Annotated in this window: 27 protein-coding genes; 21 read left to right on the top strand and 6 right to left on the bottom strand. The window is 71.9% G+C overall.

Translation table 11 applies throughout. The features are described 5' to 3' along the window. Positions 1 to 2: 2 nt before the first annotated feature. Positions 3 to 866, top strand: a complete 864-nt coding sequence (locus ACFY3C_RS24055; RefSeq protein ID WP_386576617.1) for a thioesterase family protein — start codon at positions 3 to 5, stop codon at positions 864 to 866. A 14-nt stretch (positions 867 to 880) separates the two neighbouring features. Here the strand turns inward: ACFY3C_RS24055 and ACFY3C_RS24050 are convergent, their stop codons facing one another. Next, on the bottom strand, positions 881 to 1,471 hold the full coding sequence (locus ACFY3C_RS24050; protein WP_386576616.1) for a TIGR03086 family metal-binding protein: 591 nt from the start codon (positions 1,469 to 1,471) through the stop codon (positions 881 to 883). A 163-nt stretch (positions 1,472 to 1,634) separates the two neighbouring features. Between ACFY3C_RS24050 and ACFY3C_RS24045 the strand changes: the two genes are divergently transcribed. Together ACFY3C_RS24045 and ACFY3C_RS24040 are read left to right on the top strand one after the other, a co-directional pair. Then, positions 1,635 to 2,615, top strand: a complete 981-nt coding sequence (locus tag ACFY3C_RS24045) for a helix-turn-helix transcriptional regulator (protein ID WP_386576615.1) — start codon at positions 1,635 to 1,637, stop codon at positions 2,613 to 2,615. 140 nt (positions 2,616 to 2,755) lie between these two features. Next, positions 2,756 to 3,172 carry a hypothetical protein gene (locus ACFY3C_RS24040; protein ID WP_390772170.1) on the top strand — a complete coding sequence of 139 codons (417 nt, stop codon included), beginning with the start codon at positions 2,756 to 2,758 and terminating at the stop codon, positions 3,170 to 3,172. Positions 3,173 to 3,294: 122 nt separating this feature from the next. Here the strand turns inward: ACFY3C_RS24040 and ACFY3C_RS24035 are convergent, their stop codons facing one another. Next, positions 3,295 to 3,921: a TetR family transcriptional regulator gene (locus tag ACFY3C_RS24035; protein ID WP_390772169.1), complete on the bottom strand. Its 627-nt coding sequence runs from the start codon at positions 3,919 to 3,921 to the stop codon at positions 3,295 to 3,297. 145 nt (positions 3,922 to 4,066) lie between these two features. Between ACFY3C_RS24035 and ACFY3C_RS24030 the strand changes: the two genes are divergently transcribed. The 3 genes from ACFY3C_RS24030 (at position 4,067) to ACFY3C_RS24020 (ending at position 6,371) form a co-directional block, all read left to right on the top strand. Further along, a complete protein-coding gene (locus ACFY3C_RS24030) occupies positions 4,067 to 4,234 on the top strand; it encodes a hypothetical protein (protein ID WP_386576612.1) in 168 nt (55 codons plus the stop codon). A 32-nt stretch (positions 4,235 to 4,266) separates the two neighbouring features. Continuing rightward, entirely contained in the window at positions 4,267 to 4,545 is a 279-nt protein-coding gene (locus tag ACFY3C_RS24025; protein WP_386576611.1) for a DUF4190 domain-containing protein, read from the top strand. Between the two features lie 656 nt (positions 4,546 to 5,201). Beyond that, positions 5,202 to 6,371 (top strand): cysteine desulfurase family protein, encoded by a 1,170-nt coding sequence (locus ACFY3C_RS24020; protein WP_390772168.1) that lies wholly within the window; start codon positions 5,202 to 5,204, stop codon positions 6,369 to 6,371. Between the two features lie 55 nt (positions 6,372 to 6,426). Here the strand turns inward: ACFY3C_RS24020 and ACFY3C_RS24015 are convergent, their stop codons facing one another. Further along, entirely contained in the window at positions 6,427 to 7,101 is a 675-nt protein-coding gene (locus ACFY3C_RS24015; protein ID WP_390772167.1) for an N-acetylmuramoyl-L-alanine amidase, read from the bottom strand. Between the two features lie 60 nt (positions 7,102 to 7,161). Between ACFY3C_RS24015 and mnmA the strand changes: the two genes are divergently transcribed. Then, positions 7,162 to 8,292 carry a tRNA 2-thiouridine(34) synthase MnmA gene (mnmA, locus tag ACFY3C_RS24010; protein WP_390772166.1) on the top strand — a complete coding sequence of 377 codons (1,131 nt, stop codon included), beginning with the start codon at positions 7,162 to 7,164 and terminating at the stop codon, positions 8,290 to 8,292. A gap of 9 nt (positions 8,293 to 8,301) precedes the next feature. Here the strand turns inward: mnmA and ACFY3C_RS24005 are convergent, their stop codons facing one another. After that, on the bottom strand, positions 8,302 to 9,084 hold the full coding sequence (locus ACFY3C_RS24005; RefSeq protein ID WP_386576607.1) for an alpha/beta fold hydrolase: 783 nt from the start codon (positions 9,082 to 9,084) through the stop codon (positions 8,302 to 8,304). A 37-nt stretch (positions 9,085 to 9,121) separates the two neighbouring features. Next, the gene (locus tag ACFY3C_RS24000) at positions 9,122 to 9,445 is read right to left on the bottom strand and encodes a DUF427 domain-containing protein (protein WP_390772165.1); all 324 of its coding nucleotides are present in this window, start codon (positions 9,443 to 9,445) and stop codon (positions 9,122 to 9,124) included. A 51-nt stretch (positions 9,446 to 9,496) separates the two neighbouring features. On the opposite strand from ACFY3C_RS24000, the gene ACFY3C_RS23995 reads away from it, so the two are divergent. The 5 genes from ACFY3C_RS23995 to ACFY3C_RS23975 all read left to right on the top strand — a co-directional run bounded on the left by ACFY3C_RS23995 (position 9,497) and on the right by ACFY3C_RS23975 (position 16,572). Further along, positions 9,497 to 10,036, top strand: a complete 540-nt coding sequence (locus ACFY3C_RS23995) for a TIGR00730 family Rossman fold protein (RefSeq protein WP_390772164.1) — start codon at positions 9,497 to 9,499, stop codon at positions 10,034 to 10,036. Between the two features lie 16 nt (positions 10,037 to 10,052). Beyond that, entirely contained in the window at positions 10,053 to 10,742 is a 690-nt protein-coding gene (locus ACFY3C_RS23990; protein ID WP_390772163.1) for an SDR family oxidoreductase, read from the top strand. Positions 10,743 to 10,850: 108 nt separating this feature from the next. Next, on the top strand, positions 10,851 to 11,858 hold the full coding sequence (locus ACFY3C_RS23985; RefSeq protein WP_386576603.1) for a methionine synthase: 1,008 nt from the start codon (positions 10,851 to 10,853) through the stop codon (positions 11,856 to 11,858). A gap of 15 nt (positions 11,859 to 11,873) precedes the next feature. Beyond that, positions 11,874 to 14,072 (top strand): NAD-dependent DNA ligase LigA, encoded by a 2,199-nt coding sequence (gene ligA / locus ACFY3C_RS23980; protein ID WP_390772162.1) that lies wholly within the window; start codon positions 11,874 to 11,876, stop codon positions 14,070 to 14,072. Positions 14,073 to 14,331: 259 nt separating this feature from the next. Next, positions 14,332 to 16,572 carry a putative bifunctional diguanylate cyclase/phosphodiesterase gene (locus ACFY3C_RS23975; protein WP_390772161.1) on the top strand — a complete coding sequence of 747 codons (2,241 nt, stop codon included), beginning with the start codon at positions 14,332 to 14,334 and terminating at the stop codon, positions 16,570 to 16,572. An 83-nt stretch (positions 16,573 to 16,655) separates the two neighbouring features. Here ACFY3C_RS23975 and ACFY3C_RS23970 read toward each other — a convergent pair whose 3' ends face one another. Next, positions 16,656 to 17,234 (bottom strand): TetR/AcrR family transcriptional regulator, encoded by a 579-nt coding sequence (locus ACFY3C_RS23970; protein ID WP_386576600.1) that lies wholly within the window; start codon positions 17,232 to 17,234, stop codon positions 16,656 to 16,658. An 87-nt stretch (positions 17,235 to 17,321) separates the two neighbouring features. Here ACFY3C_RS23970 and ACFY3C_RS23965 point away from each other — a divergent pair, with 87 nt between their 5' ends. The 9 genes from ACFY3C_RS23965 to ACFY3C_RS23925 all read left to right on the top strand — a co-directional run bounded on the left by ACFY3C_RS23965 (position 17,322) and on the right by ACFY3C_RS23925 (position 25,522). Continuing rightward, positions 17,322 to 17,693, top strand: a complete 372-nt coding sequence (locus ACFY3C_RS23965) for a DUF4267 domain-containing protein (RefSeq protein ID WP_389182099.1) — start codon at positions 17,322 to 17,324, stop codon at positions 17,691 to 17,693. 32 nt (positions 17,694 to 17,725) lie between these two features. Next, a complete protein-coding gene (locus ACFY3C_RS23960; RefSeq protein WP_386576598.1) occupies positions 17,726 to 18,220 on the top strand; it encodes a cupin domain-containing protein in 495 nt (164 codons plus the stop codon). A 280-nt stretch (positions 18,221 to 18,500) separates the two neighbouring features. After that, on the top strand, positions 18,501 to 18,797 hold the full coding sequence (gatC, locus tag ACFY3C_RS23955; protein ID WP_030231941.1) for an Asp-tRNA(Asn)/Glu-tRNA(Gln) amidotransferase subunit GatC: 297 nt from the start codon (positions 18,501 to 18,503) through the stop codon (positions 18,795 to 18,797). A gap of 2 nt (positions 18,798 to 18,799) precedes the next feature. Beyond that, positions 18,800 to 20,296, top strand: coding sequence for an Asp-tRNA(Asn)/Glu-tRNA(Gln) amidotransferase subunit GatA (gene gatA, locus ACFY3C_RS23950; RefSeq protein ID WP_390772160.1), 1,497 nt, complete (start codon positions 18,800 to 18,802; stop codon positions 20,294 to 20,296). After that, on the top strand, positions 20,293 to 20,532 hold the full coding sequence (locus ACFY3C_RS23945; RefSeq protein WP_020942391.1) for a hypothetical protein: 240 nt from the start codon (positions 20,293 to 20,295) through the stop codon (positions 20,530 to 20,532). Before gatA ends, ACFY3C_RS23945 begins: the two co-directional genes overlap by 4 nt. Positions 20,533 to 20,548: 16 nt before the next feature. Continuing rightward, entirely contained in the window at positions 20,549 to 22,063 is a 1,515-nt protein-coding gene (gene gatB / locus ACFY3C_RS23940; protein WP_386576596.1) for an Asp-tRNA(Asn)/Glu-tRNA(Gln) amidotransferase subunit GatB, read from the top strand. Positions 22,064 to 22,178: 115 nt separating this feature from the next. Next, the gene (locus ACFY3C_RS23935; protein ID WP_389182107.1) at positions 22,179 to 22,514 is read left to right on the top strand and encodes a hypothetical protein; all 336 of its coding nucleotides are present in this window, start codon (positions 22,179 to 22,181) and stop codon (positions 22,512 to 22,514) included. 223 nt (positions 22,515 to 22,737) lie between these two features. Beyond that, on the top strand, positions 22,738 to 24,969 hold the full coding sequence (locus ACFY3C_RS23930; RefSeq protein ID WP_390772159.1) for an MMPL family transporter: 2,232 nt from the start codon (positions 22,738 to 22,740) through the stop codon (positions 24,967 to 24,969). Beyond that, entirely contained in the window at positions 24,947 to 25,522 is a 576-nt protein-coding gene (locus tag ACFY3C_RS23925) for a GNAT family N-acetyltransferase (RefSeq protein ID WP_390772158.1), read from the top strand. Before ACFY3C_RS23930 ends, ACFY3C_RS23925 begins: the two co-directional genes overlap by 23 nt. The last annotated feature ends 32 nt before the right edge of the window (positions 25,523 to 25,554 follow it).

Genomic DNA, 25,554 nt, shown 5'->3' with positions numbered 1-25,554 from the left:
TCATGCCAGAAGCAGCTTCCGCACCCGCCCCATCGCGGGCCGTGATCGGCGACAGCGAGTTCGACCGCGACACCGCGGTCACCCGGCGCGAGCCCGGGGTCTACGACATCGACCTCTCCGCCGGCTGGACCATCATCAACGCCGTCAACGGCGGCTATCTGCTGGCCGTGCTCGGCCGGGCCCTCGCGGACGCCCTCCCGCACCCGGACCCCTTCACCATCTCGGCGCACTACCTGACCGCGTCCCAGCCGGGCCCGGCGGTCATCCGCACCGAGCCGGTCCGCACCGGCCGCACCCTCTCCACCGGCCAGGCATCGCTCTTCCAGTACGACGAGGAGGGCAACGAGGTCGAGCGCATCCGCGTCCTCGCCTCCTACGGCGACCTCGCCGCCCTGCCCGACGACGTCCGTACCACGGCGACCCCGCCCGCGATCCCGCCGCTGGACCAGTGCTTCGGCCCGGACGACTCGCCCGCCCCGATCCCGGGCAGCTCGGCCATCACCGACCGGCTCATGCTGAAGCTCGACCCCGCCACCCTCGGCTGGGCGCTGGGCGCACCCTCCGGCAAGGGGGAGATGCGGGCCTGGTTCGGCCTCGCCGACGGCCGCGACGCCGACCCGCTCTCCCTGCTCCTCGCGGTGGATGCCCTCCCGCCCACCGCCTTCGAGATCGGCATCAAGGGCTGGGTGCCCACGGTCGAACTCACCGTCCACGTCCGCCACCGCCCGGCCCCCGGCCCGCTGCGCGTGTCGATCACCACGCGCAACCTGGCCGGCGGCTTCCTGGAGGAGGACGCGGAGGTCTGGGACAGCGAGGACCGCCTGGTCGCCCAGTCCCGCCAGCTCGCCCGAGCCCGACTCACCTGACCGGTGCGGGCCGGTCAGGCCCGGTCCAGGGGCCGGCGGCCCATCCAGGCCGCCAGCCGCTCGTAGACGTCCGCTCCCTCGGGTGCCTCGTGGCGGGCGTCGAAGGGAGTGTCCTCGTCGCGGGGGCGGGAGTCGGGCAGCACCTGGCGGGCGGTGGCCAGCGCGAACTCGGCCAGCTCCGGGTCGAGTTCCCCGGGGTGACCGAGGGCCTCGGAGAGGTCCCAGGTGTGGGTCACGATCTCCATGACATAGCCGGAGAGTGCCGCGTGGCCGGGGACCTCGCCCCAAGGCACGCGCACCGCGCTCGTCATCCGCTCGTCGGCCTCCCAGGCCTTCAGGACGCGGACGCGCACCTCGTCGTAGGCGGCCGCCCAGCCGTCGTCCGCGACGCCCTCGGCGAACGGGTGCATCGCGAGCCCGTCGCCGCCCTCGCCGACCACGGCGATCCGCCGGGTGCCGCCGACGATGTGGCTCAGCAGGGTCCGTACGTCGAACTCGGTACAGGGCGTGGGGCCGTCGAGCTGTTCGGGGCGCACCGTCTTGATGAGCGCGGCCGCCTGCTCGGTGGCGCGGGTGTAGACGGGGCGCGGGTCGATGGTGTTCATGGGATGCCTCTCCGTAGGTCGGTGCAGTGAGGTTCCCTCGATAACTTGACAGTTTCCGTCAGGTTTTTTCGTCAGGGTTTTTCGCGTCAGAACTCTCCCCGGACGACCCGGCACCGCCGCCGTGAAATTGCTCCGGCCACCCGCTCGGCGGGATCCTGTCGGCGTGAAGTCCGACCGGCTGCTGTCGATCCTGCTGCTCCTGCAGACCCGGGGCCGCGTCCCCGCGCACGAACTCGCCGACCGGCTGGAGGTGTCGGTCCGCACCATCTACCGGGACATCGAGGCCCTGTCGGCCTCCGGCGTCCCCGTGTACGCCGAGCGCGGCCGGCACGGCGGCATCGAACTCCTCGCCGGATTCCGCACGGACGTCACCGGCCTCACCGCCGACGAGTCCCGCGCCCTGTTCATCCTCGCCGCCCAGGGCGCCCACGCCGCACTCGGCCTCGACGCGGCGCTCGGCTCGGCCCTGCGCAAGGTGATGGCGGCCCTGCCGGCCCCCCACCGGCCCGCCGCCGAGGTCACCAGCCGCCGCATCCTGGTCGACGCCACCCGCTGGCGGAGCGGCCCGCAACAGGCCGTCGACCTTGAGGTGCTCCAGGACGCGGTGTTCTCCGACCGGCGGCTCAAGCTGCGCTACCGGCACAGCGGGGAGCGGGAGCCGCGGACGTACACCGTGGACCCGTACGGCCTGGTCGCCAAGGCCGGGGTCTGGTACCTGGTCGCCGACCGGCGCGGCGCCCCCCGGCTGTTCCGCGCCGACCGGGTGCGCTCGGCACGCCTGCTGGACGACCCGGTGCGGCGCCGGCCCGGTGTCGAACTCGGCGACGTCTGGGAGGTGCTGCGCCGCCAGGTGGAGGAACGCCCGGAGGACGGGATCGACGTCACGGTACGGCTCCGGCGCGAGCGGCTCGACATGTTCCAGCGCATGGCCGCCGGGCAGCTGACCGAACTCCCCGACGACGACGGCGAGGGCGACTGGGTCACCGCCCGGCTGTCGTACCCGGTGCTGCGCGCCGTGCGCCAACTGCTCGCGTTCTCCGACCAGGTGGAGGTACTCGACCCGCCCGAGGCGCGCGCGGAGCTGCTGCGGGCGGTCCGTTCTGTCACGGCCTTGTACCAGGGGGCGGGCCGGGGCGAGGGATGAAATCCCAGGTGGGCGGCGGTACTTGAGGTGTGCTTTACCCGATTGACAGGCGGCGGACAGGGCGGTCCCAAGAACGCCCTAACCGCCGTTGGTTGAGTGCCCGCCTCAGGATTCCCTCATCTTCCGCGGAGTTGACTCTCATGAAGCGTGCACGCCTCGTCCCCGCCGCAGCCCTGCTGGCGCTGTCCCCGCTGCTGCTCACCGCGTGCGGCTCGGGCGACTCCTCCTCCTCGACCCGCGGCAACTCCGGCGGGCAGGCCTGCCAGGCGCCGTCCGGCATGCCGACCGGCGGCACGGGCCGCCGGCCGAGCGGGGCACCGTCCGGGGCGCCTTCGGGTGCCGCCAGGGCCAAGCCGACCGGTTCGCCGTCGGCCCGGCCGAGCGGAGCACCCTCGGGCATGCCGAGCGGCGCGCCCGGCGGCGGCCAGGGTGGTCCCGGGGGCGGCCAGGGCGGCGGCCAGGGCGGTGGCTGCGGCGGTCCGGGCGGGGGACAGGGTGCAGGGCAGGGCGGGGCACAGGCCGGGGCGCAGGGCGGGGGACAGGATCAGCAGGGCTGATCGACGGGGTCGTACGGAAGCATGGCCGTACTTCCGTACGGCGACAGGGGCGGTGCGCTCGGCGGGACGGGCGCACCGCCCCTGCGCGTGTGCCGCGGCCGGTCGGTCCAGCTCAGTCCAGCTCAGTCCAGCCAGTGCCGGCGGCCGATGCTGATGAGCCGCATCTGCCGAGTGGCTTGCTGGGCGACGCGCTCCCGCTCGTCCGCGGATCCCTCCAGGGTCTCGAGGAAGAGCGAGGCGGTGATGAGCATCTGGTCGACGTAGAGATGCGCGAGCATCAGCACGTCGTCGTCGCTCCAGCCTTCGGCCTGCGGGTCCTTGGCCAGCTCGGCCTTCACCTCCTCGGCGAACCGGGCCAGTTGGGACTGGATTGCCTCGCGCACGGGCTGCACCCCGCCGTGCCGCTCGCGGGCGATGAAGCGGACGTGGGCGGGATGGGCGTCCACGTGGTGCGCGATCAACTCGATCGCGCGCGTGATGCGCTCCTCGCTGTCGCCCGCCGTGGACACCGTCGTCCGCACCATCGGGTGCAGGCTGCCGAGAGCCTCGTCGACCAGGGCGACGCCGAGGTCGGCGGTGGAGCGGAAGTGCCGGTAGAAGGCGGTCGGGGCGACACCGACGGCGCGGGTGACCTCGCGCAGACCGAGGCTGCTCAGGCTCTGTTCCTCCAGCAGCGCGAGCGCTGCGTCCAGGAAAGCCTGCCGGGTCTTCTGCTTCTGGGCCTGCCGGATGCCGAGGGTGTGACTCATGTCATCCAGTTAACAACTGTTCTCTGGAATTTTAAAGCCGTGGGAGGCGCTAGACTCGAAGTCAGTGAACAACTGTTACTACAACTGTTCACCGAAACTTCACAGAGGCCAGACCCAAGGCACCTCGGAGGGGGGATCTGATCCCATGTTGTTCCTCGTCGTCGCACTCATGCTGCTCGGCGTCGTACTGGGCACCGTCGCTCACGTACCGCTGACCGTCACCGTCACCGCGGCCGCTTTCATCGCCGCCTGGCTCGCCGTCTTCGCGATCCGCGAGCGCCACAGCCGCCGCCGCGGCACCTCGGTCAACTGACCTTCCGGAACGACTTCCAGGAGCTGAGCACCATGCAACTCACCGCACCGGCCACCGGCCGCACCGACACCCGCTCGCAGGCGCGGGACGCCGACGGGATGGCCGTGGCGTCCTTCATCCTCGGCCTTCTCGGCCTGCTCGTCCTCAACATCTTCCTCGGCCCGATCGCCATCGCCCTGGCCGCCGTCGCCCTCTGGCGCGGCACGACCCGCCGCGGCCGCGCCTACCTGGGCCTGACCCTGGGCATCGCGGACCTGGCAGTCCTGGTGATCGCCATGGAGATGTCCCACACGGTGTCCTGGAGTCTCTGAGCCCAAGCACCACCGCCCGAAGGCACCAGGGCCCCGAGGACGACGGGGCACAGCCGCACAGCCGCAGTGCAGGCTGTCGTGCAGTCGACCGCCGTATCGCCGATCGCCGCACCGTTGTGGCGCCGCACTGCCGACCGCCGTGTCGCTGATCGCTGCACCGCCGACCGTCGTGTGGCCGACCGTCGTGCCGTCGACCGCTGTGGCGACGCACCGCAGGCCGTCGTATCGCTGACTGCCGTGCCGTCGACGTCGTGCCTCGACGTCGTGCCTCGACGTCGTGCCTCGACGTCGTGTGGCCGACCGTCGTACCGCCGACCGCCGACCGCCGACCGCCGACCGCCGACCGCCGTGGCGACGTATCGCCGTGGCGACGTATCGCCCCCCGCCGTGGGCAGACGTTCCGCAGGGCGGAACGGGTGGGCACGGCCGACAGTGCCGGGCGCGCCGCCAACGCCGCCAGGTGCAGCTCACACAAGGCGCACCCGCAGCCGACGTGAGCCACATCAGCACCCGACGTAAGCCGCACCCGCACTCGACGCAAGCCACATCAGCAGCCGAGGCAAGCCGCACTCGCCCCCCCCGCAAGGCGCCGCACGGCAACTGCACCCACTCCGAGGCCAAGCCCAACTGCAAGGCCTCGTAGAATCGGGCTCACCATGGCTTACCTCGACCACGCCGCCACGACCCCGATGCTCCCGGAGGCGGCAGAGGCCCTGACCGCCCAGCTGAGCATCACCGGCAACGCGTCCTCCCTGCACGCCTCCGGCCGCCGGGCCCGCCGGACGGTCGAGGAGTCCCGCGAAACCCTCGCCGAAGCACTGGGCGCCCGCCCCAGCGAGGTCGTCCTCACCTCGGGTGGCACCGAGGCCGACAATCTCGCGGTGAAGGGCCTGTACTGGTCCCGCCGCGACGCCGACCCGGCCCGCACCCGTGTCCTGGCCAGCCCCGTCGAGCACCACGCCGTACTCGACGCCGTGCACTGGCTCGGTGAACACGAGGGCGCCACCGTCGAGTACCTCCCCGTCGACTCCTACGGCCGCGTCCACCCAGAGGCCCTGCGCGAGGCCATCGCCCGCAACCCCGAGGACGTCGCCCTGGCCACCGTGATGTGGGCCAACAACGAGATCGGCACGGTCATGCCGGTCCGTGAACTCGCCGACGTCGCAGGCGAGTTCGGCATCCCCCTGCACGCCGACGCGGTCCAGGCCTTCGGCCAGCTCCCGGTCGACTTCGGCACCTCGGGCCTCGCCGCGATGACGGTGTCGGCCCACAAGATCGGCGGCCCCTATGGCATCGGGGCGCTGCTCCTCGGCCGCGAGTACACCCCCGTACCCGTCCTGCACGGCGGCGGCCAGGAACGCCACGTCCGCTCCGGCACCCTCGACGTCCCCGCCGTCGCCTCCTTCGCGGTGGCCGCCCGCGTCGCCGCCGCGCAACAGGAGTGGTTCGTCCGCGAGATCGGCGCACTGAGAGACCGGCTGATCGACGCCGTCCGCACGGCGGTGCCGGACGCCATCCTCGGCGGCGACCCGGCACCCGGGGGCCGCCTCCCGGCCAACGCCCACTTCACCTTCCCGGGCTGCGAGGGCGACTCCCTGCTGCTCCTGCTGGACGCCCAGGGCATCGAGTGCTCCACCGGCTCCGCCTGCACCGCGGGCGTGGCCCAGCCCAGCCACGTCCTGCTGGCCACCGGCACCGACCCGGACCTGGCCCGCGGCACCCTGCGCTTCTCCCTCGGCCACACCTCCACGGAGGCCGACGTCGAGGCCCTCGCGAAGGCGATCGGGCCGGCCGTGGAGCGGGCCCGGGCGGCGGGGCTGACGTAGCGGCGGCGGAGTCGACGCAGGACCGGCGGAGCCGACGCGGGACCGGCGTGACGCCTCAGGCCCGCGCCTGCCGCACCAACCCCAGATAGCGGTCCCAGTCCCAGTGGCGCCCCGGGTCCGTGTGGTCCGTCCCCGGCACCTCCACGTGCCCGATGACGTGCTCCCGGTCGACGGGTATGCCGTAGCGCCGGCATATCGCCGCCGTCAGCCGCGCCGAGGCCGCGTACATCGCGTCCGTGAAGGAGGAGGCGTCCTCCACGAAGCCCTCGTGCTCGATGCCTACGCTGCGCTCGTTGTACTCCCGGTTGCCCGCGTGGAACGCCACGTCCAGCTCGCGGATCAGCTGGGTGATCCGGCCGTCCTTGCGCACGATGTAGTGCGCCGCGGCGCGGTGCGCGGGGTCCTGGAAGACCTTCACCGCCGACGCGTACCCGCCCTGGGTGACATGGATGACCACCCGGTCGATGCGGTAGTCGTCCGGTCGGTCCGCCCGCCGGTAGTTCGCCGCCGAGGCCGGCACCCAGCGCGCGCCCCGGAAGTCGACGGCCCCGGCCACCCGCTGCTTCTCCACCCCGGGCAGCCGCCACCACAGCCGGGACAGCTCGTCCCGGGCCAGCACGGCCGTGCCCACGGCGACCGCGGCCCCGCCGATGAGCAGGGCACGCCGCCCCAGCCGCCGGCCCGCGTCCTTCGCCGGCGCCTCGGTCGTCTCCTCAGTCGTCGCCCCCATGTGATCGTCAACGCATATCCGGCGGCCCCGGTTCCCGCGCCCCCGTACTCTGGAAGGGCTATGACTGACACCCCGCAGCGCCCCCGCCCCCTCCGCGTCCTCGCCGCCATGTCCGGCGGGGTCGACTCCGCCGTCGCCGCCGCGCGGGCCGCGGAAGCCGGCCACGACGTCACCGGCGTCCATCTCGCGCTCTCCGCGAACCCTCAGTCGTTCCGCACCGGCGCGCGGGGCTGCTGCACCATCGAGGACTCGCGCGACGCCCGCCGCGCCGCCGACGTCATCGGCATCCCGTTCTACGTGTGGGACCTCGCCGACCGCTTCCGCGAGGACGTCGTCGAGGACTTCATCGCCGAGTACGAGGCCGGCCGCACCCCCAACCCCTGCCTGCGCTGCAACGAGAAGATCAAGTTCGCCGCGCTGCTGGACAAGGCGCTGGCCCTCGGCTTCGACGCCGTCTGCACCGGTCACTACGCGAAGGTGATCCTCAAGGAGGACGGCTCCCGCGAGCTGCACCGCGCCTCCGACATGGCCAAGGACCAGTCGTACGTCCTCGGCGTCCTGGACGAGAGGCAGCTCGCCCACGCGCTGTTCCCGCTCGGCGACACGGTCACCACCAAGGAGGAGATCCGCGCGGAGGCCGAACGCCGGGGCCTGGCGGTCGCCAAGAAGCCCGACTCGCACGACATCTGCTTCATCGCCGACGGTGACACCCAGGGCTTCCTGGCCCAGCGGCTCGGCAAGGCCGAGGGCGACATCGTCGACGAGTCCGGCGCCAAGGTGGGCACGCACGAGGGCGCGTACGGCTTCACGATCGGCCAGCGCAAGGGGCTGCGCATCGGCACCCCGGCCGCCGACGGCAAGCCGCGATACGTCCTCGACATATCGCCGGTGAACAACACGGTGACCGTGGGCCCGGTCGCCGCCCTGGACGTCACCGCGCTGACGGCGATCAAGCCGCGCTGGTGCGGCAGCGCCCCGTCCGGCCCCGGCACCTACACCGCCCAGCTCCGTGCCCACGGCGGCGAGACCGAGGTCACCGCGGAACTCGTCGACGGCGAACTGCGGGTCAGCTTCACCGAGCCGGTCCGGGGTGTCGCCCCCGGCCAGGCGATCGTCCTGTACGACGGCACGCGTGTGGTCGGCTCGGCGACGATCGCGTCGACCACACGCGCGGCGGCAGCGGCGGTCTGACCGGCCCGCTCACCGGGTGAGGAACTCGGCCAGCACCGGGCCGAGCACACCCGGTTCCACCATGTGCGTCTGGCCCTCCAGCACCTGGTACGTGCCCTGGGGCAGCGCCCCCGCGAGCGCGCGGTTCGCCTCGAGCATCCAGGCGGGGCTCGCCCCGCCCGCGGCCACGAGGACGGGCACGGAGATCCCGGCCAGCCGCTCGCGCGGCAGCAGGCCGTCGCCCATGACCGCGTCGTCGTACGCCAGGCTCGGTGCGACGGCTTCCATGCCGGCCCACATGGGCGACTCACGCGCGCCCCGGATCATCTCCTCGCCCAGGCCCGTCAGCCGCAGGAACAGCTCCACCGCGTCCCCGCGCCGGCCCTCGGCGAGCGCCTTGTGCAGGTTCTCCTTGTACGCGGCCTCCCGCTCGGCACCGCCGTCCAGGAAGTCCGCGAACGGCACCTCGTACACGGCGGCCTGATGCACCGGCAGGCCGCTCGCCACCGCCTCCAGCACCAGCGCACCGCCCGAGGAGACCCCGAACAGCGCCTGCGCGCCGCCCACCGCCTCGATCAGTGCGGCCAGGTCCTCGACCTCGCGCCGCACCGCGTACGGCGCCGTGTCACCGCTCCCGCCGCGGCCCCTGCGGTCGTAGACGACGGCCGTGCAGCGGTCCGCGAGCCGGTGCGCCAGGGGCGTCACGGTGCCGCCGGTGGACATCGCGCCGCTCACCAGGATCACCGTCGGCCCCTGGCCGATCACTCCGTACGCAAGAGAGGTGCCGTCGCGGGAAGTCGTCATCTTGTCCATGCCGGTGCAGACTGCCGTACGGCACAGAATTCAGCGGTCACGACACGTCGACCTCGTAGAAGCAGTAGTGGTCCCTGATCTCCGCCACGCCCGGCTTCGGATCCGGGTACGCCCACACCAGGTCGGGCGCGTCCGACAGCGACCAGTAGGACGCGGTGCCCTTGAACGGGCAGACCGTGTGGGTGTCGGAGGGCGTGAGCAGATCGAGGCGGACGTCCTCGGCGGGTATGTAGTAGCGCACCGGCGAGCCGGTCTCGCGCAGTACGAGGGGACGGTCGGTCTCCGCGAGCACCTGGTCGCCGTGCACCACGCGCACGTGCTGCTCGCCCTGTTCGATGGTGATCGTGTGTCCTGTGGTCATGTCCTGACAGCGCGCGCGGGCCCGAACTTCTTCCCACATACGGTGGGTGACATGAACATCTGCGTCTTCCTCTCCGCCGCCGACCTCGACGAGCGCTACACGCGCCCCGCGCGCGACTTCGCGAAACTGCTCGGCAAGGGCGGGCACACCCTGGTCTGGGGCGGCTCCGACGTCGGTCTGATGAAGGTGGTCGCCGACGGGGTGCACGAGGCGGGTGGCAGGCTGCTGGGCGTCTCCGTGGAGTTCCTCGCGGCGAAGGTGCGCCCCGACGCCGACGAGATGGTCGTCGCCGCCGACCTCGCCGAACGCAAAAGGCTGCTCCTGGAGAAGGCGGACGCCGTGGTGATCATGGTGGGCGGCACCGGAACGCTCGACGAGGCCACCGAGATCCTGGAGCTGAAGAAGCACGGCCACACCAAGAAGCCGGTGGTGCTGCTGAACACGGCCGGTTTCTACGACGGCCTCCAGGAGCAGTTCCGCCGCATGGAGGCCGAGGGCTTCCTGCCCCGCCCGCTGTCCGAGCTGGTCTTCTTCGCCGACGAGCCGGCCGCCGCACTGGCCTACCTGGAGGAGTCTTTGCACGCCCGATGATGCGAGCATGGCGGGCATGGCTACACATGTGATCACCGGGGCCGGTTCCGGCATCGGCGCGGCCGTCGCCCGCCGTCTGCACGCGCGCGGGGACGACATCGTCCTGCACGCGCGCGACGCCGGCCGCGCGAAGGAGCTGGCCGCCGAGTACCCCGGGGCGCGCACCCTGGTGGGCGACCTGGCCGACCCCGACAAGCTCTCCTGGGCCTTCTCCCACCAGGCGCTCCCCGACCGGGTCGACTCGCTGCTGCACATCGCCGGAGTCGTGGACCTCGGCGAGGTCGGCGAGCTGACCCCCAAGACCTGGCGCCACCAGCTCAACGTCAACCTGGTCGCCCCGGCCGAGCTGACCCGGCACTTCCTGCCCCAGCTCCGCGCCGCCCGCGGCCATGTGATCTTCGTCAACTCCGGTGCCGGCCTCAACGCCCACGCCGGCTGGTCCGCGTACGCCGCCTCCAAGCACGGTCTGAAGGCCCTGGCCGACTCCCTGCGCCACGAGGAGCACGGCAACGGCGTCCGCGTCACCTCCGTCTACCCCGGCCGCACGGCCAGCCCCATGCAGGCCAAGGTCCACCAGCAGGAGGGCAAGGACTACGACCCGGCCCGGTGGATCGACCCCGAGTCCGTCGCGACGACGATCCTGATGGCCCTGGACCTGCCCAGGGACGCGGAGGTCAACGACCTGACGGTGCGACCGGGGCGGTGAAGCTGTTGCCTTCGCCTGTCAGCCGACCGAGCCGGGTGGTGGGTGGGCATAGGCCGGGGGTCCAGGGGGCGGAGCCCCCTGGTGCGTCGTACGGCATACGCTTCCGGGGTGAGTGAGACCAGCCATTTCACCTTCAGCTCCGCCACCGGCATCGGGTCCATGCCCGGCGGGGACGCGCGGGAGGCCGCCAAGACCGTCACCGGCAGCTTCGAGGACTTCGCGTTCCTGCCCGAGCTGCCCGCCCGCGGCCCCGGCGCCGACATGATCGGACGGACCGCGGGCATGCTCGTCGAGCTGTACGCGCGCGTGGAGCCCAGCGGCTGGCGGATCGGCGACCGGCCGGGCCGCGACACCAAGCGGGCCCGGTCCTGGCTGGGCGAAGACCTCGACGCCCTGGAGGAGTTCACCCAGGACTACGAGGGCGACCTCAAGGTGCAGGCGGTCGGCCCGTGGACGCTGGCCGCCGCCCTGGAGCTGAGGAACGGCGAGTCCGCACTGTCCGACCCCGGCGCCTGCCGCGACCTCGCCGGCTCGCTGGCGGAGGGCCTGCGGCTGCACCTCGCCGAGATGCGGCGCCGTGTCCCGGGCGCCCGGCTCGTCCTCCAGCTCGACGAGCCCTCCCTCACCGCCGTACTGCGCGGACAGGTCCGCACCGCCAGCGGCTACCGCACGCACCGGGCCGTGGACCGGCAGGTCGTGGAGGCCACCCTGCGCGACGTCATCGGGGTGCACGACGGCGGACCCGTCGTGGTCCACTCCTGCGCGCCCGACGTCCCGTTCGCCCTGCTGCGCCGGGCCGGAGCCGCCGCGCTCTCCTTCGACTTCTCGCTCCTCACCGAACGTGACGACGACGCCATCGGCGAGGCCGTGGAAGGCGGCACGCGGCTGTTCGCCGGTGTCGTCCCGGGCACGGACGGCCCATTGTCAGACCCTGCCGGTAGCGTCATGGGTGTCAGGACGCTGTGGCGCAGGCTGGGGCTGCATCCGGGGTTGCTCGCGGAGGCGGTCACGATCACCCCGGCGTGCGGTCTCGCGGGCGCTTCCCCCGCCTACGCACGCCAGGTGCTCGCCCACTGCGTCCGGGCGGCGAGATCGCTCGCGGACAACCCAGAGTAACGGGAGGACCACACGGTGGCCGGCGACAAGCAAGCGGAGACGACGACGGTGCCCGCCGAGGCCCGCGAGAAGCACGCCCTGCTCGCGGAGCAGGTCGAGGAGCACCGCTTCCGGTACTACGTGAAGGACGCTCCCGTCATCAGCGACGCGGAGTTCGACCAGCTCCTCAAGACGCTGGAGGCGCTGGAGGAGCAGTACCCGGAGCTGCGCACGCCGGACTCGCCGACCCAGAAGGTCGCGGGGTCGTACGAGACGGACTTCACGGCGGTCGAGCACCGCCAGCGGATGCTCTCCCTGGACAACACCTTCAACGACGAGGAGCTGGCGGCCTGGGCCGCCCGCATCGCCAGGGAGCTGGGCGACCAGGAGTACCACTTCCTGTGCGAGCTGAAGGTGGACGGCCTGGCCGTCAACCTCACCTACGAACGGGGCCGTCTCACGCGCGCGGCGACCCGCGGCGACGGCCGCACCGGCGAGGACATCACCCCGAACGTCCGCACGATCGCGGAGATCCCGGACCACCTCCACGGCGACGACGTCCCCGACCTCGTGGAGATCCGCGGCGAGGTCTACTTCCCGATGGAGAAGTTCGAGGAGCTGAACGCCCGGCTGGTCGCGGCAGGCGACAAGCCCTTCGCCAACCCCCGCAACGCCGCAGCCGGTTCGCTGCGCCAGAAGGACCCGCGGGTCACCGCCACCCGCCCGCTGCACATGGTCGTCCACGGCATCGGCGCCCTGGAGGGCTTCACGGGCATGACCCGCCTCTCCCAGGCCTACGACCTGCTGAAGACCTGGGGCCTGCCCACGTCCCCGCACAACCGGGTGGTCGACGACCTGGGCGGCGTACGGGAGTTCATCGCCCACTACGACGGCGAGAACCGCCACTCCGTGGAGCACGAGATCGACGGCGCCGTCGTCAAGCTGGACGAGATCCGGCTCCAGGGCCGTCTCGGCTCCACCGCCCGGGCCCCGCGCTGGGCGATCGCCTACAAGTACGCGCCGGAAGAGGTCAACACCAAGCTCATCGACATCAAGGTGGGCGTCGGCCGCACCGGCCGCGTCACGCCGTACGCCCAGGTCGAGCCGGTCACGGTCGCGGGCAGCGAGGTCGAGTTCGCCACTCTGCACAACCAGGAGGTCGTCAAGGCCAAGGGCGTGCTCATCGGCGACACCGTGGTGATCCGCAAGGCCGGTGACGTCATCCCGGAGATCCTCGGCCCGGTGGTCGACCTGCGGGACGGCGCCGAGCGGGAGTTCGTGATGCCCAGCGAGTGCCCCGAGTGCGGGACGCCGCTGCGGCCCATGAAGGAGGGCGACATCGACCTCCGCTGCCCCAACGCGCGTACCTGTCCGGCCCAGTTGCGCGAGCGCGTCTCCTACCTCGCGGGCCGTGAGTGCCTGGACATCGAGAACTTCGGCGCGGTGGCCGCCGCCGCGCTGACCCGCCCGCTGGAGCCGGCCGACCCGCCGCTGGTGGACGAGGGCGACCTGTTCGACCTGACGGTGGAGAAGCTGCTGCCCATCAAGGCCTACGTCCTCGACCCGGACAGCGGCCTGCCCAAGCGGGACCCCAAGACGGGCGAGGAGAAGGTCGTCACGGTCTTCGCCAACCAGAAGGGCGAGCCGAAGAAGAACACCCTCGCGCTGCTGGAGAACATCGAGGCGGCCAAGGCCCGCCCGCTCGCCCGCTTCCTGAACGGCCTGTCGATCCGGCACGTCGGCCCGGTGGCGGCGCAGGCCCTCGCGCGCGAGTTCCGCTCCGTCGACCGCATCGAGCAGGCCACCGAGGAGGAGCTGGCCACCACCGACGGCGTCGGCCCGATCATCGCCGCCGCCCTCAAGGAGTGGTTCGCCGAGGACTGGCACCGCGAGATCGTCCGCAAGTGGAAGGCGGCCGGAGTCCCGCTGGAGGACGAGTCGTCCGGCGAGGACGAGGGGCCGCGCCCGCTGGAGGGTCTCACCGTCGTCGTGACCGGCACGCTGGAGAACTTCACCCGGGACGGCGCCAAGGAGGCGCTGCAGAGCCGCGGTGCGAAGGTGACCGGTTCGGTTTCGAAGAAGACTTCGTTCGTCGTGGTGGGCGACAATCCGGGATCGAAGTACGACAAGGCCATGCAGCTCAAGGTTCCGGTTCTGAACGAGGACGGTTTCGGCGTCCTGTTGGAGCAGGGGCCCGAGGCGGCGACGGAAGTCGCGCTTCCGACCGGGGAGTAGCGGTTGAAGGCCACCCGTTCGGTGCATATCAGTTGCATACGGGTGGCCCGGGCGCATTCGGGCAACCGTCGACGACCGCTGCCCGAGGAAGCCTTCCGCGGCCTACTGTTGAGGTGTGCGCCTGCCGTGCCCAGCTGCGGCTGGGGCATCCCCCTGCCTGCGAAGGGCACGGGGAAGGTTTCTTCGACGCGGAGCCGCTGATGGTTGTCGGGCATCGGGCCGCGTGGCGTGGGCACCGCCGGCTGTGAGAGGGACGGGAATGGAACCGACCGAGAGCGCCGCCCCGGACTCACGGCTGCGCCTGCGCCGCCGTGCGGTCGCGTGGCGGGGGATCCGGTGGACCGGGTGGGGCGCCGAGCGCACGGGCACTCGGGCGCGCCCGGTCGGACCGGGCACCGCGACCGAGGCACACACACCGATCCCGCCGGCCATCGAGGCCGCCCCCGCGCTGCCCGGCAGCGACCCCGAACGGCACCTGTCCTGGCCCGCGTTGCCCGCGGGCCTCGTGGCGGCCGCCGGATTCGCCCTGGGCGCGGGCTTCTACCGCGCCTTCAGCGACAACCACGCCCTCTTCCCGGGCGGCACGCTCGGCTGGTCGCTGGCCGTGCTCACCGGCACCATCGTCGGCCACCTCGTGATGCTCGGCCGCGCCCGCTGGTGGGGCGGCACGGGCTCCGGCGCGGCCCTCACCCTCGCCGTCCTGCTGCTGTACGGCTGGGTGCCCGCCGCGATGGTCAGCCTCACCGTCGTCGTCCTGGTCGGCATAGCCAGGCGCAACCGCTGGCGGCAGGGCGTGCTGCACGGCGCGGTGGACATCCTCGGGATCAGCGCCGGCGCCCTGGTGCTCGGCGCCTTCGGGCGCGTACCGACGGTCGAGGATCCCTGGAGCCCCGACAGCTGGGGCATCGCCACCGTGCCCGAGGTGGTGCTGGTCGCCGCCGCCTATCTCCTGGTCAGCCGCGGCCTGCTGTGGTACCTGCACGCACCGCGCGGCGGCGGACTGCCCACCGTCGCCCGTACCGCCCTGGTCAGACAGGGTCTGGTTGCCGTCGCGCTGCTCGGCATCGCCCCGCTGGTGTGCGTGGTCGCCGACGCCCAGCCGATCCTGCTCCCGCTGTTCGCCATCCCGCTGATAGCCCTCGACTCCACGCTGTGGATGGCCCGGGCCCGCGCCGAGGAGCAGTTGCGCGACCCGCTGACCGGACTGCCCAACCGGCAGTGGCTGCTGGAGCGGATCTGGACCGCCCTCGACGACGCCGAGCGCATCGGCGCCCGCACCGCCCTCATGCTGATCGACCTCGATCGATTCCGGTCGGTGAACGACACCCTCGGTCATCTCGCCGGTGACCGGCTGCTGCTGCAGATAGCCGACCGGCTGCGGATCGCCCTCCCGCGCGGCGCGGAGGCCGCCCGGCTCGGCGGTGACGAGTTCGCCGTCTTACTGCCGGTCGCGGACTCCACCACGTCCGCCACGCGGGTCGCCCGCGGCCTCGTCGCCGCCCTCAGCTCCCCGCTCGACCTCGACGGGCTCACCCTCGTCCTGGAGGCCAGCGCCGGCGTCGCCGTCTTCCCGGACCACGCGCTGGACGCCGAGGGGCTGCTGCGGCGGGCGGACGTGGCGATGTACCAGGCGAAGCGGGACCGTACGGGCGTCGAGGTCTACGAGTCCAAGCGGGACTCCAACACCCCGGACCGGCTGGGCCTGCTGGGCGATCTGCGCCGGGCGCTGGACGCGCACGAGGTGCAGCTGCACTACCAGCCGAAGGTCCGCTTCGACGGACAGGTCGCCGGCCTGGAGGCGCTGGTGCGGTGGGTGCATCCCGAGCGCGGGAAGGTGCCGCCGGACGAGTTCATAGCGATAGCCGAGTCCTCGGGGCTGATGCCCCATCTGACGGAGTACGTGCTGGAGACCGCGCTCGCACAGGTCGCCCGGTGGCGGGCCCAGGGGCTGCGGGTGCCGGTGGCCGTGAACGTCTCCCCGCGCGACGTCCACACGCCCGGCTTCGCGGGCTCCGTCGCCGCCCGGCTGGCCCGGCACGGAGTCCCCGCGGGAGCGCTCCAGCTGGAGATAACCGAGCACGTGCTGCTGGAGGACCCGCAGCGGGCCGCCGACACCCTCGCCGGGCTCACCGGGCACGGCGTGAAGATGTCCCTGGACGACTTCGGCACCGGGTACTCCTCGCTGGTGCATCTGCGGCGGCTGCCGGTGAGCGAGCTGAAGATCGACCGGTCCTTCGTGGCCCGGCTGGCCGTGGACGCCGAGGACGCCGAGATCGTGCGCTGCACGGTCGACCTGGCGCACTCGCTGGGGCTGCTGGTCGTCGCCGAGGGAGTGGAGGACGACGAGACCTGGGAGCGGCTGCGCGACCTCAAATGCGACGCGGTGCAGGGGTGGCTGGTCGCCGCGGCGATGCCCCCCGAGGAGACGACGGCGTGGCTGCTGGCGCGGGGGTCCCGCGGGTGGCAGCGGCCGCGGGCGGCTCTGCCGGCTGCCGAGTAGTCTTCCCGACCGCCCGCCCGTTCAGCTCGGCTGGACCGTTGCCGCTTCCCGCGGGGGGCCATCGCCGCCGGCGGCTGCGGGTGTCAGTGCCCGGTGAAGTGCCCGATCAGCAGGGCCAGCCTGCGCTCATGCGCCTCCTCCGGCAGTCGACCACTGCGCATCAGCGTCACCAACCCGTGCAGCCCCGCCCAGAACGTCTCCGTCAGCAGGCCGGGGTCGTCGCCCTCGGCCGCGATCGGCTGGACGGCGGAGAACAGTTCGCCGAACGCCGCCCGCAACGGCTCCGGAGCCTCCTCCGTGGCGAACGGCAGGTCCACGAGGTGGGTGAACATCGCGTCGTAGAGAGCCGGCCGGCGCTGCGCGAAGGACGTGTACGTCTCCGCCACCGCCGCCAGTGACTCACGCACGCCCTGTGCCTCGGCCCGCGCCGAGGCCAGCTCGGCCGCCAGGTCCGCGCAGCCCTGCACCACGACCGCCGCCATGATCGCGCCCTTGCCCTTGAAGTGGCTGTAGAGGACCGGCTGGCTGTACTCGATCTCGGCGGCCAGCCGACGCGTGGTCACCGCGTCCCAGCCCTCCGCCTCCGCCAGTTCCCGCGCGGTCGTCACGATCAGCCGCTCGCGTTCCGCTCGTTCGCGCTCTCGGCGCGTCTGGATCGTCATGACCGCAATTCTAGCACCGCTAGCGTTTCTTTCGATGCTCTGCTAGCTTCGCTCTTGTCCCTAGCGTTGCTAGCGAGGAGAAGAGACGTGACCGTCACCGCGTACACCCTGGCCGTCGTGCTCGACCTGTTCTGCGTGTTCCTCGGATACCGCTTCCTGTTCCAGCCCGCCTCCGCCGCGGCCGGCTACGGCGTGCCCGCCCGGCCGGAAGGCGACGCCGGCGCCTACCTCACGGTCAAGGGCCTGAAGGACGGCACCTTCGGCCTGCTGGGTCTGGCGCTGCTGGCCTTCGTCGGAGCGCAGGCCGAGGCCTGGTTCATGCTCTGCGTGGCCCTTGTCCCGCTCGGCGACACGCTGATAGTCCTGCGCAACGGCGGCACGAAGGCCGTCGCCTTCGGGATCCACTTCGCCACCGCGGTCGTTGTACTGATCAGCGCCGCACTGCTCTTCCTCGTCTGACCACGGCACCACCGTCACCAGGGGGTTTTGAGATGTCGCTGTTCGTTCCGAAGTTCGACGAGTCCGTGATCGTCCGAGAGGCCGAGGCCGAGGTCGTCGGCCGCGCGCCCACCACCGTGCGCCTGCTGGCCGACAGCAGCCGGACCGGCGGCGCGCTGTCCACCCAGCGCGTCACCCTCACGGCGGGCGCCGACGGCGCCAAGCCGCACTGGCACGACAACTCCGCCGAGATGTTCTTCCTGCTGGACGGCGCCGCCGACATCCTCTCCGGCGAGGACGTCGTCACCGCGGGCCCGGGCGACCTCGTCATCGTCCCGCCCGGCAAGCCGCACGCCTTCGCCGCCGTACCCGGCGCCGACGCCGACCTGCTCATCGTCATCACACCGGGCGTCGAGCGCTTCGAGTACTTCCGCCACCTACAGCGCATCGCCCTCGGCGAGGTCCCCCCGGAGAGCCTCCTGGACGTGCAGGAGCTGTACGACAACCACTTCTTGAGCAGTGAGGTATGGGACGCGAGGCGGCGCTGAGGGCGTGCTGACGGAGGGGCCCCGGCAAACCGTTTCACGGGCACCGGGGCCCGCCCCATAGGATTGGGGCTAGTCGTCCCATTCCCGTCTGTCGCGCGACGTCTGGCACGCACGCTCGCCGCGTTGCCGAACCGTCCACGTGGCTCCGCCACGAGGACGCTCCGGCGCCTTGCGATCGCACGCGCCAGACGCCGCGCGACCCGCCCTTCGGGCGGACGACGGGAATGGGACGACTAGCCCCAGCCCCTAACCACACACACTCACCCCAGAGGAACGCTGCATGCCTGGCATCACGCGCGAGGAGGTCGCCCACCTCGCCCGGCTGGCGCGTCTGGAGCTGAAGCCCGAAGAACTCGAACACTTCGCAGGCCAGCTCGACGACATCATCGGCGCGGTCGCCCGCGTCAGCGAGGTCGCCGACCAAGACGTACCGCCGACCTCGCACCCGCTCCCGCTGACGAACGTCATGCGGCCGGACGAGGTCCGTCCCTCGCTCACCCCCGAGCAGGCGCTCTCCGGCGCCCCGGCCCAGGAGCAGCAGCGTTTCAAGGTGCCGCAGATCCTGGGGGAGGACTGACCATGACGGACAGCATCATCAAGCTCACCGCGGCCCGGACCGCCGAGAAGATCGCCTCCGGCGAGCTGACGGCCGTCGAGGTCACCGAGGCCCACCTGGCCCGCATCGAGGCCGTGGACGAGAAGGTCCACGCCTTCCTGCACGTCGACCGCGAGGGCGCGCTCGCACAGGCCCGCGCCGTCGACGAGAAGCGGGCCCGCGGCGAGAAGCTCGGCCCGCTGGCCGGCGTCCCGCTCGCGCTCAAGGACATCTTCACCACCGAGGGCGTGCCGACGACCGTCGGCTCGAAGATCCTCGAGGGCTGGATCCCGCCGTACGACGCGACGCTGACCAAGCGGCTGAAGGCCGCCGACGTCGTCATCCTCGGCAAGACCAACATGGACGAGTTCGCCATGGGGTCCTCCACCGAGAACAGCGCCTACGGCCCGACCGGCAACCCGTGGGACCTCACCAAGATCCCCGGCGGCTCCGGCGGCGGTTCCAGCGCCGCTCTCGCCTCCTTCCAGGCCCCGCTGGCCATCGGCACCGACACCGGCGGCTCCATCCGCCAGCCGGCCGCCGTCACCGGCACGGTCGGCGTGAAGCCGACGTACGGCGCGGTCTCCCGCTTCGGCATGGTCGCCTTCTCGTCCTCCCTGGACCAGGGCGGCCCCTGCGCCCGTACGGTCCTGGACGCGGCCCTCCTGCACGAGGTCATCGCCGGGCACGACCCGCTCGACTCCACCTCCATCGACGCCCCCGTCCCGCCGGTGGTCGAGGCCGCCCGCAACGGCAGCGTCGCGGGCATGCGGGTCGGCGTGGTCAAGCAGTTCCGCGGCGAGGGCTACCAGGCCGGCGTCATCCAGCGCTTCGACGAGTCGGTCGCGCTGCTCAAGGAGCTGGGCGCCGAGATCGTCGAGCTGGACTGCCCGTCCTTCGACCTCGCGCTGTCGGCGTACTACCTGATCGCCCCGTCCGAGTGCTCGTCCAACCTCGCCCGCTTCGACGGCCTGCGCTACGGCCTGCGGACCGGCGACGACGGCAGCCACTCGGCCGAGGAGGTCACCTCCCTCACCCGTGAGGCGGGCTTCGGCCCCGAGGTCAAGCGCCGCATCATGCTCGGCACGTACGCGCTGTCGAGCGGCTACTACGACGCCTACTACGGCTCCGCGCAGAAGGTGCGCACGCTCATCACGCGCGACTTCGAGAAGGCCTTCGAGCAGGTCGACGTGATCGTCTCCCCGACGACGCCGACCACCGCCTTCGCGATCGGCGAGCGCGCCGACGACCCGATGGCGATGTACCTGGCCGACCTGTGCACCATCCCGACCAACCTGGCGGGCAACGCGGCCATGTCGCTGCCCTGCGGCCTCGCCCCGGAGGACAACCTCCCGGTGGGCCTGCAGATCATCGCCCCGGCGCTGAAGGACGACCGCCTTTACAAGGTCGGCGCCGCCGTCGAGGCCGCCTTCGTGGAAAAGTGGGGGCACCCGCTGCTCGAGGAGGCTCCGTCGCTGTGAGTGCACTGAACAAGGCCAAGGGCTTCAAGAAGTCGAAGTCCGGCACGTACCTGTCGATGGCCGGGACCGCGTTCGGCGCGTTCGGTGTGGCCAAGCAGATCAAGAAGGCGCGCGCCGAGCACGACACGCTGCGGCTGATCGACGCCACCGTGTCCGCCGTCGCGATCGTCACCGGCCTCGCCATCCTCTACCGCGAGCTGAAGCGGCTGGGCGACGACGACGTCCTGCTGGGCTGAGAGGGAAGTTTTCACCGTGACCACCACGACCGACCTGGTGTCGTACGAGGACGCACTGGCGTCGTACGACCCCGTCATGGGCCTTGAGGTCCATGTCGAACTCGGCACCAAGACCAAGATGTTCTGCGGGTGTTCGACCGAGCTGGGCGCCGAGCCCAACTCGCAGACCTGCCCGACCTGCCTCGGCCTGCCCGGCTCGCTACCGGTCGTCAACGCGACCGGCGTCGAGTCCGCGATCAAGATCGGTCTCGCGCTGAACTGCGAGATCGCCGAGTGGTGCCGCTTCGCCCGGAAGAACTACTTCTATCCGGACATGCCGAAGAACTTCCAGACCTCCCAGTACGACGAGCCCATCGCCTTCAACGGCTACCTCGACGTGCAGCTGGAGGACGGCGAGACCTTCCGCGTGGAGATCGAGCGCGCCCACATGGAGGAGGACACCGGCAAGTCGACGCACGTCGGCGGTGCCACGGGCCGTATCCACGGCGCGCAGCACTCCCTCCTCGACTACAACCGCGCGGGCATCCCGCTCATCGAGATCGTCACCAAGCCGATCGTCGGCGCCGGCGACCGTGCCCCCGAGGTGGCGAAGGCGTACGTCCGTGAGCTGCGCGAGGTCATCCGTGCCCTCGGTGTCTCCGAGGCCCGCATGGAGATGGGCCAGATGCGCTGCGACGTCAACCTGTCGCTGATGCCCAAGGGCAGCGAGAAGTTCGGCACGCGCTCCGAGACGAAGAACGTCAACTCGCTGCGCTCCGTCGAGCGTGCGGCCCGGTTCGAGATCATGCGCCACGCGGCCGTGCTCTCCTCCGGCGGCACGATCATCCAGGAGACCCGCCACTTCCACGAGGACACCGGGTCGACGACCTCGGGCCGTGTGAAGGAGGAGGCCGAGGACTACCGGTACTTCCCGGAGCCCGACCTCGTCCCGGTGGCGCCCTCGCGCGAGTGGGTCGAGGAGATCCGCGCCGCGCTGCCGGAGATGCCGCTGGCCCGCCGCACCCGCCTGCTCGCGGAGTGGGGCATCTCGGCCACCGACATGCAGGCGATCCTCAACGCCGGCGCGCTGGACCCGATCGTCGCCACGATCGACGCCGGTGCCGACGCGGCCTCCGCCCGCAAGTGGTGGATGGGCGAACTGGCACGCAGCGCCAACGAGTCGGGCAAGTCGCTGGACGAGCTGTCGATCACGCCGGCGCAGGTCGCCCGGGTCACCGAGCTGGTCAGCTCCGGCGACCTGAACGACAAGCTGGCCCGCCAGGTCATCGAGGGCGTCCTCGCGGGCGAGGGCACCCCGGACGAGGTCGTCGAGAAGCGCGGCCTCAAGGTGGTTTCCGACGACTCGGCCCTCGGCACGGCCGTCGACGAGGCCATCGCCGGCAACCCGGGCATCGCGGACAAGATCCGCGGTGGCAAGGTGGCCGCGGCCGGTGCCCTGGTCGGCGCGGTCATGAAGGCGACCCGCGGTCAGGCCGACGCGGCCCGCGTCAAGGAACTGATCCTGGAGAAGCTGGGCGTCAGCGAGGGCTGACGTTCGTGAACTCCCTGGGGGGACACACCGGAACGGGTGTGTCCCCCCAGGCATGTGCCTACGGGCGAAGGCCCCGCGTCAGATTTCCCGGCCGGACGCGCTACGCTCGCCCGCCATGAGTGGACGCACCGATTCCGACACCGCTACCGATGCCGAACCCGTCATATCCGACGTGGACGACGTGGAGGAGCCGGCGGACGACGTCTCGGACGCCCGCCGGGCCCGCTGGGTCGCCTCCGGCACCGGGGTGCTGCTGTGTCTGGCCGGGCTGGCCGCCGCGGTGCTGCGGCTCACCGGCTCCGCCCCGGCCCTCGTACCCGCCGCGTACGCCCTCGGCGCCGCCGTCTGTGCCCTCGCCGCGGTTCTCGGCTCGCGGGGCCGTACCCGCCGTGCGCTGTGGCTGCTGATCCTGGGGACGATGGTCATGGCGCTCGGCGACCAGTTCGACTGAGGCGTCGCGAAGCGCACCAAAGTACCCGCGGGGACGACATAGTTCACCGGATTGTCCTGTGACGTCCCTCGCACTCCTGTGAATAAGCCCATGAACGCGGCAAACGATCACTTTCGCCTGCAAGAGTGTCTCGCGTTGCTCATTCGTTCTTTGCGGGCTGTTCAGTTCATGGACGATGGTTCCCGGCCAAAGATCCACAAATCGTCCCCTGGGAGCACGTCCGTTGGCAGCCCTCGCGCGTTGGTGTGTCCGCCACCGCCTGATCACCGTCCTGCTGTGGCTGCTCGCCTTCGGCGGGGTCGGTGCGGCCGCCGCCACGGCCGGTTCGGCGTACTCGAACGACTACGAGGTCCCCGGCACCGAGTCGGGACGCGCGACGCGGCTGATCCAGGAGGGCTTCCCGGGCCTGGGCGGCGACAGTGACACCGTCGTCTGGCACACCACCGACGGCACCGTCCGCGCGCACGGCGTGCGGCGGACCATGACCCGCACCCTGGACCGGATCGCCGACCTGCCGGGAGTGGCCTCCGTGTCCGGCCCGTACGGCCGTCGGGGCGCCCACCGGATCAGCGCCGACGGGCACACGGCCTACGCCACCGTCACCTTCGCCCAGGGGGCCGAGCACATCGGCAAGTCCGAGGCCGAGGCGGTCGTGCGCACCGCCAGGGCCGCCGAACGGGACGGGCTGCAGGTGGAGCTGGGCGGCAGCGCCATCGGGCTCACCGAGTCCGCGCGCGGGCACACGGCCGAGGTGGTCGGTGTGGCGGTCGCGGCCGTGGTGCTGTTCCTCGCCTTCGGTTCGCTCGCCGCCTCGCTGCTGCCGATCGCCACCGCGCTGATCGGCGTCGGCACGGCGTACGCCGGCATCGGGCTGCTCGGACACGCCATGACCGTCGCCGACTTCGCGCCCATGCTCGGCCTGCTGATCGGGCTCGGCGTCGGCATCGACTACGCGCTCTTCATCGTGACCCGGCACCGGCGCGGTCTGAAACGCGGCCTGAGCGTCACCGAAGCCGCCACGAACGCCGTGGCCACCACCGGACGCGCGGTCGTGTTCGCGGGTGCGACCGTGTGCATCGCCCTGCTGGGCATGCTGATCCTGCGCCTGGGCTTCCTCAACGGGGTGGCCGTCGCCGCGTCGTTGACGGTCGTCCTCACCGTCGCGGCCTCCGTCACCCTGCTGCCCGCCCTGCTGGCCTGCATCGGACCGCGCGCCCTCAGCCGCCGCGAGCGGCGCCGGCTCGCCCGGCGCGGCCCACGGCCCGAGCTGCCCACCGGTCTCGCCGCCCGCTGGTCCGCGTTCGTGGAGCGCCGGCCCAAGCTGCTCGGCTCCCTCGCCGTTGCCGTCATCGCCCTGCTCGCGCTGCCCACGCTCTCCCTCCACCTCGGCACCTCCGACCAGGGCAACGACCCGCACTCGTCCACCACACGGCAGGCCTACGACCTCCTCGCGCAGGGCTTCGGTCCCGGCGTGAACGGTCCGCTGACCCTGGTGACCCGGGTGGACGGCGGCGACGACAAGCTCGTCCTGGACGGCCTCGACACCACCCTGCGCTCCACCCGGGGCGTCGCCTCGGTCGCCCCGGTGACCTACGCCTCCGGCGGCGACACCGCCTACCTCACCGTCGTCCCCGACTCCGCGCCCCAGTCGCAGCGCACCAGCGACCTCGTCGACCGGCTGCGCACCGAGGTGCTCCCGCGCGCGGAGACGGGAACCTCCCTCGACGTGCACGTCGGCGGAGTGACGGCGAGCTACGACGACTTCGCGGATGTGATCGTAGGCAAACTGCCGCTGTTCGTCGGCGTGGTGATCGGGCTCGGCTGTCTGCTGCTGCTCGTCGCCTTCCGCTCGCTCGGCATCCCGCTGAAGGCCGCCGCGATGAACATCGCCGCCGTGGCCGCCGCCTTCGGCATCGTCGTCGCCGTCTTCCAGTGGGGCTGGGGCAGCGAACTGCTCGGCCTCGGCCGGGAGGGCCCCATCGAGCCGTTCCTGCCCGTGATCATGGTCTCGGTGCTGTTCGGGCTCTCCATGGACTACCAGGTCTTCCTGGTCAGCCGGATGTACGAGGAGTGGCTGGAGACCGGCGACAACCGACGGGCCGTGCGCGTCGGACTCGCCGAGACCAGCCGGGTGATCAACTCCGCCGCGGTCATCATGATCTCCGTCTTCCTCGCCTTCGTGCTCAGCGGCGACCGCGTGATCGCCATGTTCGGCATCGCGCTCGCCTCCGCCGTGGCCCTCGACGCCTTCGTCCTGCGCACCCTGCTCGTGCCCGCCCTGATGCACCTGCTCGGCGCCGCCAACTGGTGGCTGCCCGCCTGGCTGGAGCGCCGGCTGCCGCGCATCAGCATCGAACCGCCCGAGTGCCGCGCCGCACATGAGAGGCTCAGCAGGGTGTCCATGGAGGAACTGCGGGAGGAGCAGCAGCGCGATGTACGCGATATCCCTGGGTGAGGACGGCGCCGAACTGCGCCCCCTGGAGGTCTGGCACGCCGAGGAGGTCCTCGCCAACATCGACCGGGGGCGGGAGTACATCGGCCGGCACATCGGTATGCCGGACGTGGTGTCCGACCTGGCGGGTGCCAGGTCCTGGGTGAAGTCGTACGCCGACAAGCGCGCCGCGGACGCCGGCAGCCTGCACGGGATCTGGCTGGACGGAAAGCTCGTCGGCGGCCTGCTGTTCCGCGTCTGGGACACCCCGAGCGGGGTCTGCGAGGCCGGCTGCTGGCTGGAACCGGCGGCGGCCGGGCGCGGCCTCGTCACGCGCGGCATGCGGGTGCTGCTGGACTGGGCGTTCGACGAGCGCGGCATGCACCGCGTGGAGTGGTACGCCTCCTCCGCCAACGAGGGCAGCATCAACGTGGCCAGGCGGCTCGGCATGAGCCGCGAGGGCGTCCTGCGGGAGAACTACCCGCACCGGGGCGTGCGCGCGGACACCGAGATCTGGGCGGTGCTGGCCCCGGAGTGGCGTGCCGCACGCGCGCGTGGCGCGCACAACGATCATTAAGAGACCTCTCAGACTACGTCCGTACGGTGCCG

This window comes from Streptomyces sp. NPDC001410, assembly GCF_042895235.1.
GTDB lineage: Bacteria > Actinomycetota > Actinomycetes > Streptomycetales > Streptomycetaceae > Streptomyces.
Note: the sequence above shows the minus strand (reverse complement) of the source record. Positions and strands in the feature narration are given on the sequence as shown.

Bases quoted from the DNA above. Each gene is read 5' to 3' on its own strand.
- ACFY3C_RS24055 (WP_386576617.1), top strand. From the start codon at position 3: ATGCCAGAAGCAGCTTCCGCACCCGCCCCATCGCGGGCCGTGATCGGC.
- ACFY3C_RS24050 (WP_386576616.1), bottom strand. From the start codon at position 1,471: ATGAACACCATCGACCCGCGCCCCGTCTACACCCGCGCCACCGAGCAG.
- ACFY3C_RS24040 (WP_390772170.1), top strand. From the start codon at position 2,756: ATGAAGCGTGCACGCCTCGTCCCCGCCGCAGCCCTGCTGGCGCTGTCC.
- ACFY3C_RS24035 (WP_390772169.1), bottom strand. From the start codon at position 3,921: ATGAGTCACACCCTCGGCATCCGGCAGGCCCAGAAGCAGAAGACCCGG.
- ACFY3C_RS24030 (WP_386576612.1), top strand. From the start codon at position 4,067: ATGTTGTTCCTCGTCGTCGCACTCATGCTGCTCGGCGTCGTACTGGGC.
- ACFY3C_RS24025 (WP_386576611.1), top strand. From the start codon at position 4,267: ATGCAACTCACCGCACCGGCCACCGGCCGCACCGACACCCGCTCGCAG.
- ACFY3C_RS24020 (WP_390772168.1), top strand. From the start codon at position 5,202: ATGGCTTACCTCGACCACGCCGCCACGACCCCGATGCTCCCGGAGGCG.
- ACFY3C_RS24015 (WP_390772167.1), bottom strand. From the start codon at position 7,101: ATGGGGGCGACGACTGAGGAGACGACCGAGGCGCCGGCGAAGGACGCG.
- mnmA (WP_390772166.1), top strand. From the start codon at position 7,162: ATGACTGACACCCCGCAGCGCCCCCGCCCCCTCCGCGTCCTCGCCGCC.
- ACFY3C_RS24005 (WP_386576607.1), bottom strand. From the start codon at position 9,084: ATGGACAAGATGACGACTTCCCGCGACGGCACCTCTCTTGCGTACGGA.
- ACFY3C_RS24000 (WP_390772165.1), bottom strand. From the start codon at position 9,445: ATGACCACAGGACACACGATCACCATCGAACAGGGCGAGCAGCACGTG.
- ACFY3C_RS23995 (WP_390772164.1), top strand. From the start codon at position 9,497: ATGAACATCTGCGTCTTCCTCTCCGCCGCCGACCTCGACGAGCGCTAC.
- ACFY3C_RS23990 (WP_390772163.1), top strand. From the start codon at position 10,053: ATGGCTACACATGTGATCACCGGGGCCGGTTCCGGCATCGGCGCGGCC.
- ACFY3C_RS23975 (WP_390772161.1), top strand. From the start codon at position 14,332: ATGGAACCGACCGAGAGCGCCGCCCCGGACTCACGGCTGCGCCTGCGC.
- ACFY3C_RS23970 (WP_386576600.1), bottom strand. From the start codon at position 17,234: ATGACGATCCAGACGCGCCGAGAGCGCGAACGAGCGGAACGCGAGCGG.
- ACFY3C_RS23960 (WP_386576598.1), top strand. From the start codon at position 17,726: ATGTCGCTGTTCGTTCCGAAGTTCGACGAGTCCGTGATCGTCCGAGAG.
- gatC (WP_030231941.1), top strand. From the start codon at position 18,501: ATGCCTGGCATCACGCGCGAGGAGGTCGCCCACCTCGCCCGGCTGGCG.
- gatA (WP_390772160.1), top strand. From the start codon at position 18,800: ATGACGGACAGCATCATCAAGCTCACCGCGGCCCGGACCGCCGAGAAG.
- ACFY3C_RS23935 (WP_389182107.1), top strand. From the start codon at position 22,179: ATGAGTGGACGCACCGATTCCGACACCGCTACCGATGCCGAACCCGTC.
- ACFY3C_RS23925 (WP_390772158.1), top strand. From the start codon at position 24,947: ATGTACGCGATATCCCTGGGTGAGGACGGCGCCGAACTGCGCCCCCTG.